The 18,862-nt window shown below is 63.7% G+C and carries 16 protein-coding genes; 12 read left to right on the top strand and 4 right to left on the bottom strand.

Going from position 1 to position 18,862, the window contains the following annotated elements:
• Positions 1–170 precede the first annotated feature (170 nt).
• Positions 171–881, bottom strand: coding sequence for an SOS response-associated peptidase (locus ACZYGA_RS16710; RefSeq protein WP_479399693.1), 711 nt, complete (start codon positions 879–881; stop codon positions 171–173).
• A gap of 299 nt (positions 882–1,180) precedes the next feature.
• On the opposite strand from ACZYGA_RS16710, the gene ACZYGA_RS16715 reads away from it, so the two are divergent.
• The gene (locus ACZYGA_RS16715; protein ID WP_077373605.1) at positions 1,181–1,825 is read left to right on the top strand and encodes a TetR/AcrR family transcriptional regulator; all 645 of its coding nucleotides are present in this window, start codon (positions 1,181–1,183) and stop codon (positions 1,823–1,825) included.
• The gene (locus tag ACZYGA_RS16720) at positions 1,822–3,714 is read left to right on the top strand and encodes an MFS transporter (protein ID WP_404627457.1); all 1,893 of its coding nucleotides are present in this window, start codon (positions 1,822–1,824) and stop codon (positions 3,712–3,714) included. The genes ACZYGA_RS16715 and ACZYGA_RS16720 overlap by 4 nt, the downstream gene beginning before the upstream one ends.
• Before the next feature lie 143 nt (positions 3,715–3,857).
• Here ACZYGA_RS16720 and ACZYGA_RS16725 read toward each other — a convergent pair whose 3' ends face one another.
• The 3 genes from ACZYGA_RS16725 to ACZYGA_RS16735 form a co-directional block, all read right to left on the bottom strand.
• Positions 3,858–5,117: a multidrug effflux MFS transporter gene (locus ACZYGA_RS16725; RefSeq protein WP_176494508.1), complete on the bottom strand. Its 1,260-nt coding sequence runs from the start codon at positions 5,115–5,117 to the stop codon at positions 3,858–3,860.
• Between the two features lie 229 nt (positions 5,118–5,346).
• Positions 5,347–6,624, bottom strand: a complete 1,278-nt coding sequence (locus ACZYGA_RS16730; protein WP_077373614.1) for an HlyC/CorC family transporter — start codon at positions 6,622–6,624, stop codon at positions 5,347–5,349.
• A gap of 99 nt (positions 6,625–6,723) precedes the next feature.
• Positions 6,724–7,521 (bottom strand): cytochrome C assembly family protein, encoded by a 798-nt coding sequence (locus ACZYGA_RS16735; protein ID WP_479399695.1) that lies wholly within the window; start codon positions 7,519–7,521, stop codon positions 6,724–6,726.
• 342 nt (positions 7,522–7,863) lie between these two features.
• Between ACZYGA_RS16735 and ffh the strand changes: the two genes are divergently transcribed.
• The 10 genes from ffh to ACZYGA_RS16785 all read left to right on the top strand — a co-directional run bounded on the left by ffh (position 7,864) and on the right by ACZYGA_RS16785 (position 18,614).
• The gene (gene ffh, locus ACZYGA_RS16740; protein WP_077373620.1) at positions 7,864–9,306 is read left to right on the top strand and encodes a signal recognition particle protein; all 1,443 of its coding nucleotides are present in this window, start codon (positions 7,864–7,866) and stop codon (positions 9,304–9,306) included.
• A gap of 226 nt (positions 9,307–9,532) precedes the next feature.
• On the top strand, positions 9,533–9,784 hold the full coding sequence (gene rpsP / locus ACZYGA_RS16745; protein ID WP_065392604.1) for a 30S ribosomal protein S16: 252 nt from the start codon (positions 9,533–9,535) through the stop codon (positions 9,782–9,784).
• Positions 9,785–9,792: 8 nt separating this feature from the next.
• A complete protein-coding gene (rimM, locus tag ACZYGA_RS16750; protein ID WP_065392605.1) occupies positions 9,793–10,359 on the top strand; it encodes a ribosome maturation factor RimM in 567 nt (188 codons plus the stop codon).
• Between the two features lie 25 nt (positions 10,360–10,384).
• Positions 10,385–11,137, top strand: a complete 753-nt coding sequence (trmD, locus tag ACZYGA_RS16755; protein WP_065392606.1) for a tRNA (guanosine(37)-N1)-methyltransferase TrmD — start codon at positions 10,385–10,387, stop codon at positions 11,135–11,137.
• Positions 11,138–11,333: 196 nt separating this feature from the next.
• The gene (gene rplS / locus ACZYGA_RS16760; RefSeq protein ID WP_043336437.1) at positions 11,334–11,690 is read left to right on the top strand and encodes a 50S ribosomal protein L19; all 357 of its coding nucleotides are present in this window, start codon (positions 11,334–11,336) and stop codon (positions 11,688–11,690) included.
• Positions 11,691–11,931: 241 nt separating this feature from the next.
• Positions 11,932–12,840 carry a site-specific tyrosine recombinase XerD gene (xerD, locus tag ACZYGA_RS16765; RefSeq protein WP_077373623.1) on the top strand — a complete coding sequence of 303 codons (909 nt, stop codon included), beginning with the start codon at positions 11,932–11,934 and terminating at the stop codon, positions 12,838–12,840.
• Between the two features lie 39 nt (positions 12,841–12,879).
• Positions 12,880–13,650: a DsbC family protein gene (locus tag ACZYGA_RS16770; RefSeq protein WP_077373626.1), complete on the top strand. Its 771-nt coding sequence runs from the start codon at positions 12,880–12,882 to the stop codon at positions 13,648–13,650.
• Positions 13,651–13,825: 175 nt separating this feature from the next.
• A complete protein-coding gene (locus ACZYGA_RS16775; RefSeq protein WP_077373629.1) occupies positions 13,826–15,142 on the top strand; it encodes a homoserine dehydrogenase in 1,317 nt (438 codons plus the stop codon).
• A gap of 115 nt (positions 15,143–15,257) precedes the next feature.
• Positions 15,258–16,649 carry a threonine synthase gene (gene thrC, locus ACZYGA_RS16780; RefSeq protein WP_084207791.1) on the top strand — a complete coding sequence of 464 codons (1,392 nt, stop codon included), beginning with the start codon at positions 15,258–15,260 and terminating at the stop codon, positions 16,647–16,649.
• Positions 16,650–16,763: 114 nt separating this feature from the next.
• On the top strand, positions 16,764–18,614 hold the full coding sequence (locus ACZYGA_RS16785; protein ID WP_404627464.1) for a single-stranded-DNA-specific exonuclease RecJ: 1,851 nt from the start codon (positions 16,764–16,766) through the stop codon (positions 18,612–18,614).
• The last annotated feature ends 248 nt before the right edge of the window (positions 18,615–18,862 follow it).

The following is an 18,862-nucleotide window of genomic DNA, read 5'->3' on the forward strand; positions in this document are numbered from 1 at the left end:
TGGTTCGATAAGGGCGATTCATGCGTCGCAAGCGCGCAGGTAGATCAGCAACGCCTCACGAGCAGCGCAGGTCCGAGGATGTGCTCCCCTTCTAGCGATACGCGTGTCTGACCGGCCTGGATTCAGCGTTCCCGATCTGAGCATGCTGTCCGGGCGCCGAGTGGCGTCTCTCAGCTCAGCATCGGGCCGGTGGGGTGCGCGACGCTCCATTCCTGGTGCGCGGGATCATTGACCCGGCGAGCGACGGGGAAGGCCGCGAGGCTGGCGTCCGGTGTCAGCATGGCACGTACCCTGTCCAGCGGGGTATCGGCGCTCAGCCACTCCCGCACCTGATGCGGGGCGATCACCGCCGGCATGCGGTCGGTCAGACGTGCGGTGACACCCGCGCACGCCACGCTGATCAAGGCGAAGCTGTCGCGCCCCTCGGGGGGCAGTCCTTCCATCAGCGGGGGGCTGAAGTGGCGGGTCCACAGCGCGGCGAGCAACAGCGGAGCGCGGGTGGCGTGCGTGACCAGAAAGGGCTGCTTCATGCGCGGCTGTTCCTTCCAGACATAGACCCCACCGACGGGAATCAGTGCCCGTTGACTGGTAAAGGATTCGCGGAACATGCGTCGCGTTTCCAGCGACTCGGCGCGCGCCACGTGGGGCGCGTGGTCCATGACCTCCAGCCAGCTGGGCGTCAGCCCCCAGAACGCTGGCACCTGGCGAAGCCTCGGGCCTTCCAGGCGCAGCATCGAGACCGGCAGGCGCGGAGCGCGATTGGCGCTCACCAGGCGCTCCTCCCGCAGTTGACGCGTGAGGGCAGGCGTCGCGAGTGATCCGAACAGTTCACTGGGCGGCAGGTCTTCGGGAAACGGGGGAAGGTACAGGCGTCCGGCCACGGAAATCCTTTGAGATGAAGGGCAGGGGGGAACATGCAGGGCGACGCATTGCCCAATCATGAGCGCGAGAGCCCCGCTGCACGCGGCAGTCGCCAGCATGCCACACCTTGGTGGCGCTTGCGTTTGTGCTCAGTCTCGATATGCTGGACGGAAACACTGTTCGATTCAATGGCTGACACGGGGCGCTTCAAGAGCAGGATGCTCAGGTATCGTGACTCTCTCTGCCAACCCGCGCAGTCCGGACACACACCGCGCCAGATTCGCTGCGCGGTAACGCATCTCAGCACCAGAGGAATTCGATGGCCCGTCCACGTCAGCATGCACCGGAAGCGCTGCATGCGCGGGTAATGGAGACATGCGATGAATGGCTCAAGCAGCAGCCCGTTCACGCCTTGTCCTTGCGCAACCTGGCTCGCGAAGTCGGTTGCGCCCCCAGTACCCTGCTCAAGCTCTACGGCAGTTTTGGCAACCTGCTCCAGCACGTCAATCTGACGACCCTGGACCGTCTGCGCGATGCGATTGCCGGGCAGGAGACCCCGAGCCCCTCCCAGCGTCTCAAGGCATTGGCGCGAGCCTATTGGGGCTTTGCCCAGCGCGACCCCTATCGCTGGCAGCTGCTGTTCGATTTCCCGCTGGCTCAGGAAGGGGAGCTGGATCAGCGTCAGAACGCCATGATCGAAGGCTTGTTCGAGCGAGTGGAGCTGGCTCTGGTCGAGTACGCTCCCAAGGTGGAGTCAGTGGAAGCCAAGCGCATGGCGCGAACCCTGTGGGGCAGCGTGCATGGCCTGGTCCAGCTGGGCATGAATGAACGCCTGGGTCTGTGGCAAGGACAGCCGCTGGAAGTCACGGAACTGCTCGACCAGCTGCTGGATACCATGCTGGCGGGGCTCAAGGTGCGCAGCGAGGCTGCAGGCTCGGGGGATGCCACGGAAGCAGGGCGATGAGTCGAGACCTTCTGCGGCGGCCACGCTTTGCCCCCTTCTTCTGGACCCAGGCCCTCGGGGCCTTCAATGACAATCTCTTCAAGAACGCGCTGCTGCTGCTGCTGACCTTCGTGGTCATCGAGCAGCGCGGTTGGGACACCGGCGTCGTCAACAATCTGGCCGCCGGATTGTTCATCCTGCCTTTTCTGCTGTTTTCCGCCTGGGGCGGCCTGCTGGCGGACCGCCTCGACAAGCAGCGGCTGATCGTCAGGCTCAAGTGGCTGGAGCTTGCCACCATGAGCGTGGCGGCGGGTGCCTTGATCTTCGAGGCCTGGGAGCTCTTGCTGGCGCTGCTGTTCATGATGGGCACCCAGTCCGCGCTGTTCGGCCCGGTCAAGTACGCCATCCTGCCTCAGCATCTCAAGGCCGATGAGCTGGTCAGTGGCAACGCCTGGGTCGAACTGGGTACCTTCCTCGCCATTCTGGTCGGTACCCTGGCGGCCGCGGCCTTGATGGCGCTGGGCGGTGAGCTGGCGCGCTGGGCGCTGTCGGCATCGCTGGTGTCGCTGGCGGTGCTGGGCGTACTGGCTGCCATGCGCATTCCGCCGGCGCCTTCCGCTTCTCCGGGGCCGGTGCCCTGGCGGCCGCTGTCCGGCAGCGTGGCGGTGATGCGCGAGGGGCTGAGCAATCGTCGGCTACGTTGGGCGCTGCTTGGCATCAGTGCGTTCTGGTTCCTCGGCGCGAGCTATCTGACGCAATTGCCGGCGTATGCGCGGGATATCGTCCATGGGGCCGAAGGGGCGACATCGGCCCTGCTGGCGGCCTTTGCCATCGGCATCGGCCTGGGGTCGCTGGCCTGTGAGCGTGTCTCGCGCGGACGACTCGAGACAGGGCTTGTGCCCTTCGGGGCGCTGATCATCTTTGCCGGCGGGCTGGACCTTGCCTTGCGCCCGGCGCTGGCTGAGGCCCAGATGGCCACGCCGCTGATCGAGCTGCTGGGCATCGCCGGATTCTGGCGCATGTGGCTGGATCTCGGCGTCATCGGCTTCGGCGGCGGCCTGTATATCGTGCCGCTTTACACGCTGTTGCAGCTGCGCAGCCCCGAGGGCCATCGCGCGCGCATGATCGCGGCCAACAATGTGCTCAATGCCTTGCTGATGGTGCTCTCGGCCGGTGCCGGCATTCTGGTGCTGGGCGTGATGGGGCGTGATATTCCGGACTTCCTGCTGCTGCTGTCCTTGATCAGTGGATTGATCGCGGTGATCTGCATGCTGCGTGACCCGCGGCCCTTCCTGCGGCTGATCATCTTCATCCTCATTCACCTGATGTATCGGCTGCACCTCAAGGGACGCTGGCGGATACCGGCGGAAGGCGCGGCACTGGTGGTGTGCAACCACGTCAGCTTCATGGATGCGCTGATACTCGGCGGCGCCAGCCCGCGCCCATTGCGGTTTCTGATGGATGCCGAGATCTATCACTCTCCCTGGCTCAAGTGGTTCTTCCGCATTGCGGGGGCCATTCCGGTGGATTCCTCGCGCAAGGATCCCGCCGGTGTGCGTCGTTCACTGGAAGAGGTCGGCAAGGCGCTGCGCGAGGGCGAGGTGGTCATGATCTTCCCGGAAGGCAAGCTGACGCGAGATGGGGAAGTGGGACGCTTCCGGCGTGGGCTGGAGCTGATCCTGGCGCGTGATCCGGCGCCGGTGATCCCGATGGCTCTGGGGGGCTTGTGGGGGTCGTGGTTCTCCCACGGCGGCGGACCGGCCTTTGCCAAGTGGCCGCGTCGCCTGCGTGGTCGGGTGGAGTTGTGCGTCGGTCGCACCTTCGCGCCGGAGAACGTCAAGGCTGCGGAGCTGGAAGAGGCCGTGCGCGATCTGCATCGCAAGGCGACACGCCTGGCGGACTGCCAATGACGGGGTGAAGCTGCTCTGGTCGAGGGTGGCTGCCCCCTCACGTGGTGAGCGCAAGAGCGTTCCCTGAAAAAAAGACGCCGTCCGTGGCTTCACGGGCGGCGTCTTTGCGTATGCGGTTCACGTTCTGCGGACAGTGATGGCGCTTACGCGGGGGCGCTGGAGCTGCTGCCGTGGGCGGCAGGCTGATTGGATGGCGCGGTGTGGCGGGTGACCCAGAAGCCGATGCCGCCCACCAGGCATGCGGCAAGCATGACCAGCGGTACCGGCAGCATGTTGGAGCCGTTCAGCCACAGGCTGGCAATCGCACCGTAGAGTCCGCCGCCCAGGAAGAGCGCGGTGCCCGAGATGGCGTTGGCGACCCCGTGGCCGCGGGTGAACAGCGACTGGTAGTCCGCCATCACGTTGGGGGTGATCATGGCGCCTGCGCCAAGTACCACCAGCATGCCGGGAATCAGGGTGGCGGCGCTGATCGTGCCAGTGAGGCCCAGTCCCAGCAGCCAGGTGATGCCGGTCAGCTGGACGCTCAAAGCCAGCTTGACCAGCGTGCGCGTGCGCAGGTGCTTGAGGCCGAGGTGATTGAGACGGTTGCCGACGAACATCGCGACCACATTGGCGCCGAAGGCCAGCGCGAACTGCGGCGGGGTCATCCCGAGCAGCCCTTGATACAGGTAGCTGGCATTGGTGATGAAGGTGAACATGATGCCGGGCCCGCACAGGATCAGCATCAGGTGCCCCGGGACTCCCCGGGTGGTGAGGACGTCGCCATAGCTGCGCAGCACGTTGCGTGGTCTGAAGGGCGTGCGCTCGCTGGCGGGGTGGGTCTCCGGCAGCCAGCGATGGATGATCAGACCGACTATCAGCCCGTAGACTCCCAGCGCGAAGAAGATCGTCGTCCAGTGGCTCAGCGAGATCACCAGGGCGCCCAGGGACGGCGCTATCAGTGGCGCCGTCATCAGTACCATGGTCACGTTGGTCATCAGGCGCGCGGCGTCCTTGCCGGTCGCGACGTCTCTCACCACGGTGCGCGAGACACCGCCGGTCATGCCGGTGGCGATGCCCTGAAGCACTCGCCAGACCAGCAGCCAGTGGAAGTCTCGTGTCAGTGCGCAACCGAGTCCGGCGACGAGAAACAGCACGAAACCACTCAGGGCGACGGGGCGGCGTCCGAGACTGTCGGACAGCGGACCACCGCCCAGCTGACCCATCGCGTAGCCGAAGAAGAACATGGTGATGGTCAGGCCGATGCGATGCTCGTCCACACCGAAGTCGCCTGCCATGGAAGGCATGGCGGGCAGGTAGGCGTCGGTCGCCAGAGGCGCGAGCGCCACCATCAGTGCCAGCATCAGCGTGAAGCGTGCGGGGTGGTGGTGCAGGACAGTCGTCGGGGAAGAGGCTTGGGTCATGAGGGCCATTTGCGGGTAGTGGGCAGTGCAGGAAAAGGTGGTCCGGCGATCCGGCGGCCCGGCGAGCCGGCGGCCCGGCGTTCCGGGCAGGCACAGGATAGCGTGTGTCTCCGGCATTGGCCGCCCCGTGGCGTGCAACACCGCATTGCAATGGACGTGAACGCGCAGGGCCCGCCAGATGGCGGGCCCTGCGCGCATGACGCTGCAACGTTACCCTGCAGGCGCTGGATCAGGTACGCGTGGTGCGCGAGGCCTGCCAGCAGCGTGCCGAGGTGATCTGGTTGTCCTTGACCTGCTGGATCTCGATGCGGGTCGTGCCGATGGCCAGACTGGCTGGCGCATCCGGGAAGGATTCCAGGTGCTCGAGGATCAGACCATTGAGCGTCTTGGGGCCATCGGTCGGCAGCTGCCAGCCGATGGCCTTGTTGATCTCGCGGATGTTGGCGGTACCCTCGATCACGTAGCTGCCGTTGTCCTGAGGATGGATTTCCTGATGGGTGCCGGCCACGTCGGTGGTGAACTCGCCGACGATCTCCTCGAGGATATCCTCCAGTGTCGCCAGCCCCTGCACATCGCCATACTCGTCGACCACGATGCCGATGCGGCGCTTCTGCTTCTGGAAATTGAGCAGCTGGGTATGCAGCGGGGTGGATTCCGGGATGAAGTAGGGCTCGCGGGCCTCCTGGATGATGGAGGCCTTGGTGACCTCGTCCAGTGACAGGAAACGGGCCGCATTTCGCAGGTGCAGGATGCCGATGATGTTGTTGATGTCACCCTTGTAGATCGGCACTCGCGTGTGCTGACTGGCGCGGATATGACTGAGAATGATGTCGAGATCATCATCGAGGTCGATACCGAAGATTTCCTGACGCGGCACCATGATGTCATCGACGGTGACGTTCTCGAGGTCGAGGATCGACAGCAGCATGCCCTGGTGACGGCGCGGGATCATGCTGCCAGCCTCGTGGACCACGGTGCGCAGCTCGTCACGGGTCAGGCTGTCGGCCCCGCCGCTGACATCGCGAACGCCGAACAGGCGCAGCAGGCCATTGGAAATGCCATTGACCAGCCAGACCAGCGGATAGAGCAGCTTGAGCATGGGTTCGAGAATCACCGACGCCGGATAGGCGATACGCTCGGGATTCACGGCGGCCATGGTCTTGGGCGTCACTTCGGCGAAGATCAGCACCACGATGGTGAGGACGGCAGTGGAGATGGCAGGGCCGGAGACATCACCGAAGTAATGGATGGCAATGATGGTGGCCAGAGACGCTGCCAGATTGTTGACGAAGTTGTTGCCGATCAGGATGACGCCGATCAGACGGTCCGGGCGAGATAGCAGGCGGGTGACGCGCTTGGCGCCGCGCTCACCGCTCTTCTCGCGGTGGCTCAGGCGATAGCGGTTGATCGACATCATGCCGGTCTCGGAGCTCGAGAAGAAGGCAGACAGGAAGATCAGGATGACCAGCAGGCCGAACAGCAGCCCCAGCGGGGTGTCGTCGCTCAAGAGTGAAGGGTCCTCGGTGGCGGATTTACGCGCATGATACTGCTGCCGTGACGGCAATGCACCAGCTGCTGCGGGTGCTGCCCGTCACGACAGCGACGCTCAGTGGGAAAACACGACCTGCAGGGCGAACTTGGTGCCGAAGAAGGCCAGCGCCAGCACCAGGCAGCCGCCCAGCGTCCAGCGCGCCGCGCGCTGTCCGCGCCAGCCCAGGACATGATGGTCGAACAGCAGCACGGCGAAGATCACCCAGGCGCCGAAGCTCAGGACCGTCTTGTGCGCGAGGTGCTGGGCGAACAGGTTGTCGAGGTAGATCATGCCGCTGAGAATCGACACGCTGAGCAGGATCATTCCGGCCCAGATCAGCTCGAACAGTGCGCGCTCCATGCTGGTCAGCGCGGGCAGTACCTGGACGATGCCGCGGGTGTGACGCTTCTTCAGCGCATGCTGCTGCAATGACAGCAGACCGGCCTGCATGGCCGAGATGCTGAAGAAGGCCAGTGCCGCCACCGAGGTGAGGATGTGGGCGATGAGCCCCGCGGAAAGTGGATTCTCGGTATTGGCGCTGGGAAGATTCATCACGCCAAGGACGCAGATGGCCGCCACGGGGAAGAGGGCAGCACCGCCGGCAATCACCGGCTTGAGCATGCTGGCCAGGATCAGCAGCAGGCTGATGGCCCAGCTGACCAGCGAGGCGCTCTCGAACAGTCCGAGGTGCAGCTCGCCGCCATGGCTGATGGTGAGCCAGACGATCACGGCATGGCAGGCGACGGCTACCAGTGCCAGGCCGCGTACCAGACGTGGTCTGGACGGTACCCGGCGGATGAGCGTCAGGCCCTGCCACAGGCCGGCGCCGAGATAGAAGATGATGGCCAGAAAGGCAAAGGGCAGAGCCTGCATGTGCTGTTGTCCAGGTGCCGAGGATGTACGAGGAGGCAGGTCCTGTACGAGACGCTGCCTATATGATGTGACTATACCGAATGCACTCATGTGATTGCATCCACGCCACGCGCTTTGAGGAGGCTGGCGGAGCCGTGTCGGGGAGAGAATTCCCGGCGAGAGAGGATTTGGTCGGCGCTTGAGTGTCCCCATCATGGAGACAGACCCGCCCTGTGCGTATAATGCGCCACAGGATGAACCATTCACGCGCTGGGGCGTCATGCCGTGACCCCCGGAATCGAGGACAGCACTGTCCTCGAGCCGCTGCGAGCGGCCCCCAGACGTCCCTAGCCGGAGAGGCCCATGTTTCAAAGTTTGAGTGATCGCCTGTCGCAGACGCTGAAGTCGATTACCGGCCAGGCCAAGCTGACGGAAGACAACATCAAGGACACGCTGCGTGAAGTGCGCCGTGCGTTGCTTGAGGCGGATGTCGCACTGCCGGTGGTCAAGGCCTTCATCGACCGCGTGCGCGAGCGTGCCGTCGGTCAGGAAGTGTCCAAGAGCCTGTCGCCGGGTCAGCAGTTCGTCAAGATCGTCCAGCAGGAGCTGGAAGCGATCATGGGCGAAGCCAATGAAGGTCTGGTGCTCAAGGGCAGCCCGGCCGTCATTCTGATGGCGGGTCTGCAGGGTGCGGGCAAGACGACCACCGTCGCCAAGCTGGCGCGTTATCTGCGTGAGCGCGAGAAGAAGAAGGTGCTGGTGGTCTCGGCGGACGTCTATCGTCCGGCCGCCATCGACCAGCTGGAAACGCTGGCCAGGGAAGTCGAGGTGGATTTCTTCCCCTCCGACTCCTCCCAGCAGCCTGTCGCCATCGCTGAAGCGGCGATGAAGCACGCGCGTATCCAGTTCCACGACGTGGTGCTGGTGGATACCGCCGGCCGTCTGCATGTCGATGCCGACATGATGGACGAGATCGCGGCGCTGCATCGCAGCGTCAATCCTGATGAGACGCTGTTCGTCGTCGATGCGATGACCGGTCAGGATGCCGCCAATACCGCCAAGGCCTTCCATGAAGCCCTGCCGCTGACCGGTGTCGTGCTGACCAAGGCCGATGGTGATGCGCGTGGTGGTGCGGCGCTGTCCGTTCGCCACATCACCGGCAAGCCGATCAAGTTCATGGGGATGGGGGAGAAGGTCGATGCCCTCGAGCCCTTCCACCCGGACCGCATCGCCTCGCGTATCCTCGGCATGGGCGACATGCTGTCGCTGATCGAGGAAGCCGAGCGCAGCGTCGACAAGACCAAGGCCGAGCAGCTGGCCAAGAAGGTCCAGAAAGGCTCGGGCTTCGATCTCGAGGACTTCCGCGATCAGCTTCAGCAGCTCAAGAACATGGGTGGCATGGGCAGCCTGATGTCCAAGCTGCCGGGCATGGGGCAGCTGGCGGAAGTCGCCCAGAGCCAGGCCAGCGAGAAGGAGCTGGGCAAGCTCGAGGCGATGATCAACTCCATGACACCCAAGGAGCGTCGCAACCCGGATCTCATCAATGGCTCGCGCAAGCGTCGCATCTGCATGGGCTCCGGTACCCAGGTGCCGGACCTCAATCGTCTGCTCAAGCAGCACAAGCAGATGGCCAAGATGATGAAGAAGGCCGGCAAGAAAGGTGGCATGCAGAAGATGATGCGTGGCATGTCCGGCATGATGGGCGGCGGCGGTCCCGGTGGCATGGGTGGCCCCGGCGGCATGGGCGGTCCCGGCGGAATGGGAGGCATGGGTGGCCCGGGCGGCGGACGCTTCCCGCGTCGCTGAGTCTCCGGCAAGGCTCTGAGGTTCTCGCCGACAGGATTTCGTGGCGTCAGAGTCACGAATCGCGCCCCGTGACACGGCTCGTGTCGCGGGGCGCGCGTATGGCCATGGAAAAAGGTTTCCAAGGCTTGGCATTTTCCGTAGAATGTCGCCTCTTCGTGTGGACCCTCCATGCGAAGCCGAGTTCTGTGGCACGATTTTCACTTCAACACGAAGGACAGATTACGCAATGGTTACCATTCGTCTGGCACGTGGTGGCGCCAAGAAGCGTCCCTTCTACCACCTGGCTGTAGCTGATTCCCGCACAGCCCGTGATGGCCGCTTCATCGAGCGCGTCGGCTTCTTCAACCCGGTCGCTCGCGGCCAGGAAGAGCGTCTGCGCATCGATCTCGAGCGCATCGCTCACTGGCAGCAGCAGGGCGCACAGGTCTCTGACCGTGTCGCTCAGCTGATCAAGGAAGCTGGCAAGCAGCAGGCTTGATTTCCAGGATGCCTACTCACTCGAACAACCCGCAGCCGACCGCACACACCTCGCATGGCGATGATGTGGTGGTCATGGGGAAGCTTACCAGCCCCTATGGCGTGAAAGGCTGGCTCAAGGTGTACTCCTACACCAGCCCGATCGATGGCATCTTCGACTATGCCGGCTGGATCCTGAAGCTTGACGGGAAGCAGATTCCCGCGCGACTTGCCCAGGCACGTCGTCATGGCAAGGGTCTGGTGGCGCAGCTGGAAGGTGTCGACGATCGCGAAGCGGCGCAGGCGCTGGCCGGGGCGGAGATTCTCCTGCCCAAGCAGCAACTGCCGCAGCTCGAGGTGGGTGAGTACTACTGGCATCAACTGGAAGGTCTCGAGGTGGTGACGCTGGATGGCCAGCGCCTCGGACAAGTGAACACCCTGATGGAAACCGGTGCCAACGACGTTCTGGTGATCAAGCCGAACGACGACAGCATCGATGAGAAGGAACGGCTCGTGCCGTACCTGCCCGATCAGGTGGTTCGCGATGTGGATCTCGTCAATGGACGCATGAGCGTCGATTGGGATCCCGAATTCTGATGAAAAGCACAGAGAGCTGACGCCTGTGTGGATTGGTGTAGTAAGTCTGTTTCCGGAAATGTTCACGGCGATCACCGCCAGTGGCGTGACCGGCCGAGCGGTCGACAAGGGCCTGCTCGAGGTCGATTTCTGGAACCCGCGTGACTACGCCACCGACAGGCACCGTACGGTCGATGATCGTCCCTACGGCGGTGGTCCCGGCATGTTGATGAAGGTCGAGACCCTGCGAGGCGCCATTCGTGACGCCCGTGCCGCTGGCGGTGACGACGCCCGCGTGATCTATCTCTCCCCGCAAGGCCGCAAGCTGGATCAGGCCGGTGCCCGCGAACTGGCGACGAATGAGCGCCTGATCGTGGTGGCCGGACGCTATGAAGGCATTGACGAACGCGTGGTGGAAGAGGAGATCGACGAGGAATGGTCGATCGGCGATTACGTCCTGTCTGGCGGTGAGCTGCCAGCCATGGTCCTGATCGATACGGTAGCGCGCCTGGTGCCGGGCGTACTCGGGCATGAAGCCAGTGCGGAGGAGGATTCCTTCACCGACGGCCTGCTCGATTGTCCGCACTACACTCGCCCCGAAGTCATCGACGGCAAGCGAGTGCCGGAAGTGCTGCTCAGTGGCAATCATGCCCTGATCAAGCGCTGGCGGTTGCAACAGTCTCTGGGACGTACCTGGCTCAGGCGTCCGGATCTGCTGGAGAGCCGCACGTTGACTCGTGAGGAGCGCAAGCTGCTTGACGAGTTCATCGCGCAGCACGCCCGGAAAGGCAAGGCCTGACCTTCGCGGACCTCGCGTTCGCCGTCAGGAGAAGGCCGCCACCGTGGCGGAGGTGCGGCACGGCCCGGAGTCATCTTGCGGGAGCCCCGTGGCGCGTCACACACAAGGTCGATCCCCGTGTTCAAGGCCGTTTGCGGTGCCGGGGTCATGACGAACATCAGCCTCAGGGTTGATGCTAACGAATTTGGAGCTAGCGATGAGCAGCAAGAACAAACTGATCCAGGCGATCGAAAACGAGCAGATGGCCAAGGAAATCCCGGCCTTTGCACCGGGCGACACCATCGTCGTCCAGGTCAAGGTCGTCGAAGGTACCCGCGAGCGTCTGCAGGCCTTCGAAGGCGTGGTGATCGGCAAGCGTAACCGCGGTCTGAACTCCGCCTTCACCGTCCGCAAGATCTCCCACGGTGTGGGCGTCGAGCGTACTTTCCAGACTTACAGCCCGCAGGTTGCTGCCATCGACGTCAAGCGTCGTGGTGACGTCCGTCAGGCCAAGCTGTACTACCTCCGTGAGCGTAGCGGCAAGTCTGCACGCATCAAGGAAAAGCTGGGCTAAGCGCTCCGCATTCCCTGACTGCAGAACTCGGCAGTACGGCGGAGGAGCGAATTGCCACTTGCTCCTCCGCCACACAAAGACCCCGCCATGCCTCGCATGGCGGGGTCTTTGTGTCTGTGGATGAGGGAAAGTTGCCGCAGTGACCGTCGGATTCATTTCAACGTCAGGGCGTCACGGTAGAATTCGGCAGTCGTCGCGCCGGAAGGTGCCGGTTGCGCGCATCGGGAAGGAGGAAGCAGGCATGAAGGATGACGAGACGCTGGTCGCGGCATTTCTCGATACGTTGTGGCTGGAGCGCGGCGCCAGTGACAACACGCTTGGTGCCTATCGAAGTGACCTCGAGAGCTGGCAGCGGTGGTTGCTGGAGCAGCAGGAGTCCGGAGGCGAAGCCACGCCATTGCTGGAGGCGACCCCTGTGCAGGTGCAGGCATTCTGTGACTCACGACGTGAATCGCATGCGCTGCGCTCCACCGCGCGACTGTTGTCTGCGTTGCGGCGGTTCTATCGCTGGGCACTGGCCGAGGGCATGATCGAGGCGGATCCCGTGCATGAGGTGCGCCTTCCCCGCGTGATCCCCAGCCTGCCTGGCACGCTCGACGAGGAGGAAGTCGAGCGCCTGCTGGAGGCGCCGGATCTCGAGACGGCCATCGGCCTGCGCGACCGTACCATGCTGGAGGTGCTCTATGGCGCGGGATTGCGCATCAGTGAACTGGTCGGTCTGCGGGTCGATGCGCTCAATCTGCGCCAGGGCGTGGTCAGAGTGATCGGCAAGGGCGATCGCGAGCGGCTGGTGCCGTTGGGCGAGGAGGCCTGTGACTGGCTGTCACGCTGGCTGTCGGCTGGCCGACCTGCGATGATGGCCGACCAGACGCGCCCGGCGCTGTTTCCCGGTCGGCATGACAAGGCCATGACGCGGCAGACCTTCTGGCACCGCATCCGGCGCCACGCCGTCACGGCCGGTATCGACAAGCCCCTGTCACCGCATACCCTGCGCCACGCCTTTGCGACGCACCTGCTCAATCATGGTGCCAACCTGCGTGTCGTGCAGCTGTTGCTGGGTCATCGTGATCTATCCACGACCCAGATCTATACCCATGTGGCTCAGGCGCGTCTGGAACGCCTGCACGCCGAACATCATCCGCGTGGTTGATACCAGGCACTTCGCCCCGCGGACGCCAAGGAGAGTCTGATGAGCAAGTTCACCCGCCGCCCGCAGCGCCTGCCACAGGCGTTGCGTCTGTTGAGCGCTGCTACCCTGCTGAGCGTGATGGCACCGCTCGCCCAGGCTGACGCGCTGGATGATCTGCGTGACAAGCTGGTAGTCAATGGCCAGCCGTTGCCGGTGGAGTCGCTGGCTTCCAGTCCGATCGAGGGTCTCTTCGAGGTGAAGCTCACCAGCGGCGAGACCTTCTTCACCGATGCGACGGGCAAGCACCTGATCGTGGGGGAAATGTACCGCAACGACGGTGACAAGGGGCTGGTGAATCTCAGCGAGCAGAAGGCCAATGGCGAGCGCCAGAAGCTGCTGGCCGAGGTCAGTGAGGACGACATGGTCATCTTCCGCCCGGCGGGTGAGGTCAAGGCGGTGATCAGCGTCTTCACTGACACCACCTGCCCCTATTGCCGCAAGCTGCATGAGGAAGTGCCGGAGCTCAATGCGCGTGGTGTCGAAGTGCGTTATCTGGCCTTCCCGCGTGGCGGTCTGCGCTCGCAGGGCGCACGCGAGCTGGCTCAGGTATGGTGTGCCGAGAATCGCACCGAGGCGATGAATCAGATCAAGAATCAGAGGCAGGCGCCCAAGCAGGAAGCCAGCTGTGATGCCCCGGTGGAAAGCCAGTATCAGCTCGGTACGCGCATGGGCGTGCAGGGCACACCGGCCATCGTGATGCCGGATGGCAAGATGGTGCCGGGCTATCTGCCGGTGGATCGCCTGACCACCATGTTGGGACTGGATGGCTGATGGTGTGACGCCTCAGAGTGGCTGCGCGTTGACAGGGCGTCCTGCCTTGCTACCGTGGTCACGAAAGACACAGACGCGAGCTGTCTGGATAATAGACCGACGACAGGTCGGCAAGGCCATGGCGCTCCGGCGCGGCCTCCAAGGCTGGATACCGTAACAAGAGAGGAAAGCGACGTTGAAACCGGTGAAAGTAGGAATCTGTGGTCTGGGTACCGTAGGCGGCGGCACGTTCAACGTGCTGGTACGCAATGCCGATGAGATTGCGCGTCGTGCTGGACGCCCGATTATCGTCGAACAGGTTGGCGCTCGTCGTGACAACCCTGACTGCGATATCACCGGCGTCAGCCGCACGCATGACATCTTCGAGGTCGCGCGCAACCCCGAGATCGATGTGCTGGTCGAACTGATCGGTGGCTATGACGTGGCCTATGAGTTGGTGATGGAAGCGATCGCCAACGGCAAGCATGTCGTGACCGCCAACAAGGCGCTGATCGCCGTGCACGGCAACGAGATCTTCCGCGCCGCAGCCGAGAAAGGGGTGATGGTGGCCTTCGAGGCAGCGGTCGCCGGTGGCATCCCGGTCATCAAGTCCCTGCGGGAAGGCCTGGGCGCCAACCGTATCCAGTGGCTGGCCGGCATCATCAACGGCACCGGCAACTTCATTCTCAGCGCGATGCGCGATGAAGGCCGCAGTTTCGATGACGTGCTGGCCGAGGCGCAGGCGCTGGGCTATGCCGAAGCGGACCCGACCTTCGACGTTGAAGGCATCGATGCCGCCCACAAGCTGACCATCCTGGCCTCCATCGCCTTCGGCGTGCCGCTGCAGTTCGACAAGGCCTACACCGAAGGCATCTCGCGCATCACGGCCGATGACATCGAGCAGGCCGACAACCTGGGCTATATCATCAAGCACCTGGGGATCACCCGCGCCACGGCCAAGGGCCTTGAGCTGCGCGTGCATCCGACGCTGATTCCCAAGGAGCGCCTGCTGGCCAACGTGCATGGCGTCAAGAATGCCATCGAGGTGATGGGCGATGCAGTGGGCCCCACCCTCTACTATGGTGCCGGCGCCGGTGCCGAGCCGACGGCCTCTGCCGTCGTGGCGGATCTGCTCGATGTGGCGCGCGATATCGCCACCGACCACCGCTACCGCGTGCCGTATCTGGCCTTCGCTGAAATCAATCAGCACGGTGACACCCTGCCGATCCTGCCGATGGAAGAGATCGAGACGGCCTGCTACCTGCGTCTGCATGCGGTGGATCGTCCGGGGGTCCTGGCGCGTGTCGCGTCGATTCTCTCCGAACAGGGTATCTCCATCGAGGCGATCATCCAGAAGGAGGCCACCGAAGGCGAGCTGGTGCCGATCATTCTGCTCACGCACCGCGCGCGTGAACTGCACATGAACGAAGCGATTCGCCAGCTGGAAGCGCTGGTGGATGTCGCCGGTTCCGTGGTGCGCATTCGCGTCGAGGATCTCGACGACAACGCCTGATCGCGGGCAAATGGTACCGGGTCATCGAGGTAGATGGCTCGGTACCGCTGGGCAGCCGGCGCAGGCCGGAAGAGCAAGAATCATAACGGTGGCGAACGCCACGGGAAGACACGACATGCGTTATATCTCCACGCGCGGCCAGGCGCCGGCGCTCGGTTTTGAAGATGTGGTCCTCACGGGGCTTGCCAGCGATGGTGGCCTGTATGTGCCGGAAACCCTGCCGCAGTTCAGTGCCGAAGAACTGACGGCGATGGCTGGTGAGTCCTATGCGGAAATCGCCTTCCGTGTCATGAAGCCCTTCGTCGATGGTGCCATCGATGACGAGACCTTCCGTGAACTCGTGCGCGAGACCTACGCGACCTTCAGTCACGATGCGGTCGTGCCACTCAATCAGCTCGACAGCAACCATTACCTGCTGGAGCTGTTCCACGGCCCGACGCTGGCCTTCAAGGATGTCGCGCTGCAGCTGCTGGGTCGCCTGCTCGATCACTTCCTCGCCAAGCGTGGCGAGCGAGCGGTGATCATGGGCGCGACCTCCGGTGATACCGGTTCTGCCGCCATCGAGGGCTGCCGTGCCTGCGATCACGTGGATATCTTCATCCTGCATCCGCACAACCGCGTCTCCGAAGTACAGCGCCGCCAGATGACCTCCGTGCTGGCGCCCAACGTCTTCAACGTCGCCATCGAAGGCAACTTCGACGATGCCCAGGCGATGGTGAAGGCCAGCTTCGCCGACCAGGATTTCCTGGATGGCACGCGTCTGGTCGCGGTCAACTCGATCAACTGGGCGCGCATCATGGCTCAGACCGTCTACTACGTGGCCGCCGGTGTGGCGCTGGGCGCTCCGGCGCGTCAGGTCAGCTTCACGGTGCCGTCGGCCAACTTCGGCAACATCTTTGCCGGCTATCTGGCCTCGCGCATGGGGCTGCCGGTACGTCAGCTGGTGATCGCCACCAACGCCAACGACATCCTGCATCGCACCATCTCCTCCAACGACTTCTCGCGTCAGGAGCTGAAGGCGACGCTGGCACCGTCAATGGATATCGTGGTGTCCTCCAACTTCGAGCGTCTGCTGTTCGAAGCCTATGGCCGTGATGGTCAGGCGATCCGTGAACTGCTCGAGCACTTCTCGCGCGAACCGGCGGCGCTGGCAGATGCCCCGCTGGCCAGGCTGCGTGAGCTGTTCTCCAGCCACAGTGTCGACGACGAGACGATTCTCGAAGTCATCCGTGAAGCGCATCAGCGCACCGGCGAGATCCTCGATCCGCATACGGCGACAGGCTATCGCGCGGCAGAAGTCTGCCGGACGGATACCGCGACGCCGATGATCACGCTGGCGACGGCGCATCCGGCCAAGTTCGCCGAAGCGGTGGCGCGTGCTGGTTTCGCGGGTGTCGATCTGCCGCCACATCTGCATGACCTGCTGGAGCGCGAAGAGCGCTACAGCGTGCTGCCGGCCGAACTGGCCGCCGTGCAGGACTTCGTGCGCGAGAATCGCCGCGGGTGATCGCATCAACGACGGCTCAGGCCTCCGGGGCTGAGTCGTCGTCCTTCTTTCATGGCCGTCATTTTCGCAGTCCGCTGTCGAAATGACGGCCATGTCGTTTGTCAGGAGTTCTTCATGTCTGTCACTCCCTCCTTGTCACCCTCCTTGGCACAAGGCACCGCATCGCGCCCTGATGAGCGTACGCTGGCGGCCAGCATCGCGCGGGTCATCCAGCCTCGCGTCAGAGATGAGCGCCTCTACCAGCAGGGGATCGCGACGGGGCTCAGCGAACTGCAGGCACGAGTACTGGCAGGGCGGTTGACGCTGGAGAGCTGCAAGGCGCCGCTGGAGGCGCTGGTCACGCCGGCGCTCCGGCATATCGAGCATCCCGAGCGGCTGGCGGATGGCCGGCGGGCGGCAGAGCGCATCGCGCGTGCTGTCGCCGAGGGTGAGCATATCGGCATCCTCACGGACTATGACGTGGACGGCATCACCTCGCATGTGGTGATGCTGCGCACGCTGACGGAGCTGTTCGATGTGCCCTACGACCGGGTGCACAGTCTGATCGGTCATCGCATCCACGATGGTTACGGCATCAGTCTGCCGCTGGTCGAGCGCATCATGACATTGTCGCCGCGCCCGAGCCTGATCGTCACCGCGGATTGTGGTTCCAGTGATGAGGCGCGCCTGGCGCTGCTCAAGGAAGCGGGGATAGAGGTCGTAGTGACGGATCACCATGCGCTGCCTCAGGAAGGGCCGCCGGCTTCCGCCTACGCGACCGTCAATCCGACACGTGACGATTGTGCCTATCCGGATGCGACCATCGCCGGTTGCATGGTGGCCTGGTTGACCATGTCATTGACGCGCAATGTGCTGATCGAGCAAGGCAGATTGCCGGGGGATGCACCCAAGTTGTCGCCATGGCTGTCATATGTGGCGCTGGGGACGGTGGCGGACTGTGTGTCACTGGGGGGCAGTGCGATCAATCGTGCGGTGGTCAATCTGGGTCTGACGTTGATCAATCGCATGCAGGAGCCCTGCTGGCGAGCCATGGCAGAGCGGCTCGGGGCCGATAGCGTGCCCTTCGATGCCGAGACGCTGGCCTTCCAGATGGGGCCGCGCATCAATGCCCGCTCACGACTGGATGATCCTTACGCCGCACTGCATTTCATGCTGGCGCGTGGAGATGAGGCTGCTCAGCGCGCGCTGGAGGTGCTCGATCAGGACAATCAGTCGCGCAAGGCGATCGAAGCCGAGATGGTGGAGTCGGCGCGCGCCTTGGCGCTCGCCTCGTTGCGGGAAGGGCATCAGGTGATCGTGGTGCATCTGGAAGATGGACACCCGGGAGTGCAGGGCATTGTCGCTTCACGTCTCGTGCAGCAGTTCGGGCGTCCGACCGTCGTGCTGACACCAGCCGCGGTGCCCGGCATGTTGACCGGGTCCGGGCGCTCCATCGAAGGATTGCATCTGCGGGATGCGTTGCAGCGAGCGCATGACCTGGCACCGCAGTGTCTGCCGCGTTTCGGTGGGCACAGAGGTGCGGCAGGGGTGGGCTTGCCCCTGGCGGAGAAGGATACCTTCACTCGTGCTCTGCAACAGGCGGCCGCGGAGCAATTGAGTGAAAGGGCGCTCAACCCCTTGATTCTCAGTGATGGTGAACTGGCAGAAGGGCAGTTGAGCCTGGAGACCCTGGATGAACTCGAGCGTCTGGCGCCCTTCGGGCGTGAGTTCGAGGCGCCTCTCTTCGAGGGCAGTTTCCTGGTCGAGAGTCTGCGACCAGTAGGTGCCGATGGCACACATCTGTCGCTTGAGCTCTCGCTCGGGCGTACACGCCTCAAGGCGATCTGGTTCCGGGCGCTGTCGCCGGGGGAATCGCCGGCATTCGGCGTGGGGGCCGCTCTGAAGTGTGCTTACAAGCTGTCGCGCAATCGCTGGCGGGGGAGAGAATCGCTGCAGCTGATGCTGGAGCATGCCGTACCAGCATGAGCGTGCTTGAATGAATTGCGGTATCTGGCCAGAAAGCCCTTGTGCTCAGCCCGGATCGTGCGTAAAGTACGCATCCGCTGCCGGGGACGCATGGCGTTACCAGCGGTGAAAGAGGTTTGCAGGTGGTTGTTTTGTTTGATGTTTTTGAAGTCCGCTTCCAAATCATCAGTTGACAATCCCGGGCGATTCGCTAGAATACGCCGCACTCCTTACGGAACAGGTGATCGAGCAACGCTCCTCACCGCTTG

This window comes from Cobetia sp. BL01, assembly GCF_056493605.1.

Coding starts and splice junctions, on each gene's coding strand:
- ACZYGA_RS16725 (WP_176494508.1), bottom strand. CDS start 5,117: ATGACCCAAGCCTCTTCCCCGACGACTGTCCTGCACCACCACCCCGCA.
- rpsP (WP_065392604.1), top strand. CDS start 9,533: ATGGTTACCATTCGTCTGGCACGTGGTGGCGCCAAGAAGCGTCCCTTC.
- ACZYGA_RS16720 (WP_404627457.1), top strand. CDS start 1,822: ATGAGTCGAGACCTTCTGCGGCGGCCACGCTTTGCCCCCTTCTTCTGG.
- rimM (WP_065392605.1), top strand. CDS start 9,793: ATGCCTACTCACTCGAACAACCCGCAGCCGACCGCACACACCTCGCAT.
- ACZYGA_RS16770 (WP_077373626.1), top strand. CDS start 12,880: ATGAGCAAGTTCACCCGCCGCCCGCAGCGCCTGCCACAGGCGTTGCGT.
- ACZYGA_RS16715 (WP_077373605.1), top strand. CDS start 1,181: ATGGCCCGTCCACGTCAGCATGCACCGGAAGCGCTGCATGCGCGGGTA.
- thrC (WP_084207791.1), top strand. CDS start 15,258: ATGCGTTATATCTCCACGCGCGGCCAGGCGCCGGCGCTCGGTTTTGAA.
- xerD (WP_077373623.1), top strand. CDS start 11,932: ATGAAGGATGACGAGACGCTGGTCGCGGCATTTCTCGATACGTTGTGG.
- ffh (WP_077373620.1), top strand. CDS start 7,864: ATGTTTCAAAGTTTGAGTGATCGCCTGTCGCAGACGCTGAAGTCGATT.
- ACZYGA_RS16785 (WP_404627464.1), top strand. CDS start 16,764: ATGTCTGTCACTCCCTCCTTGTCACCCTCCTTGGCACAAGGCACCGCA.
- ACZYGA_RS16735 (WP_479399695.1), bottom strand. CDS start 7,521: ATGCAGGCTCTGCCCTTTGCCTTTCTGGCCATCATCTTCTATCTCGGC.
- rplS (WP_043336437.1), top strand. CDS start 11,334: ATGAGCAGCAAGAACAAACTGATCCAGGCGATCGAAAACGAGCAGATG.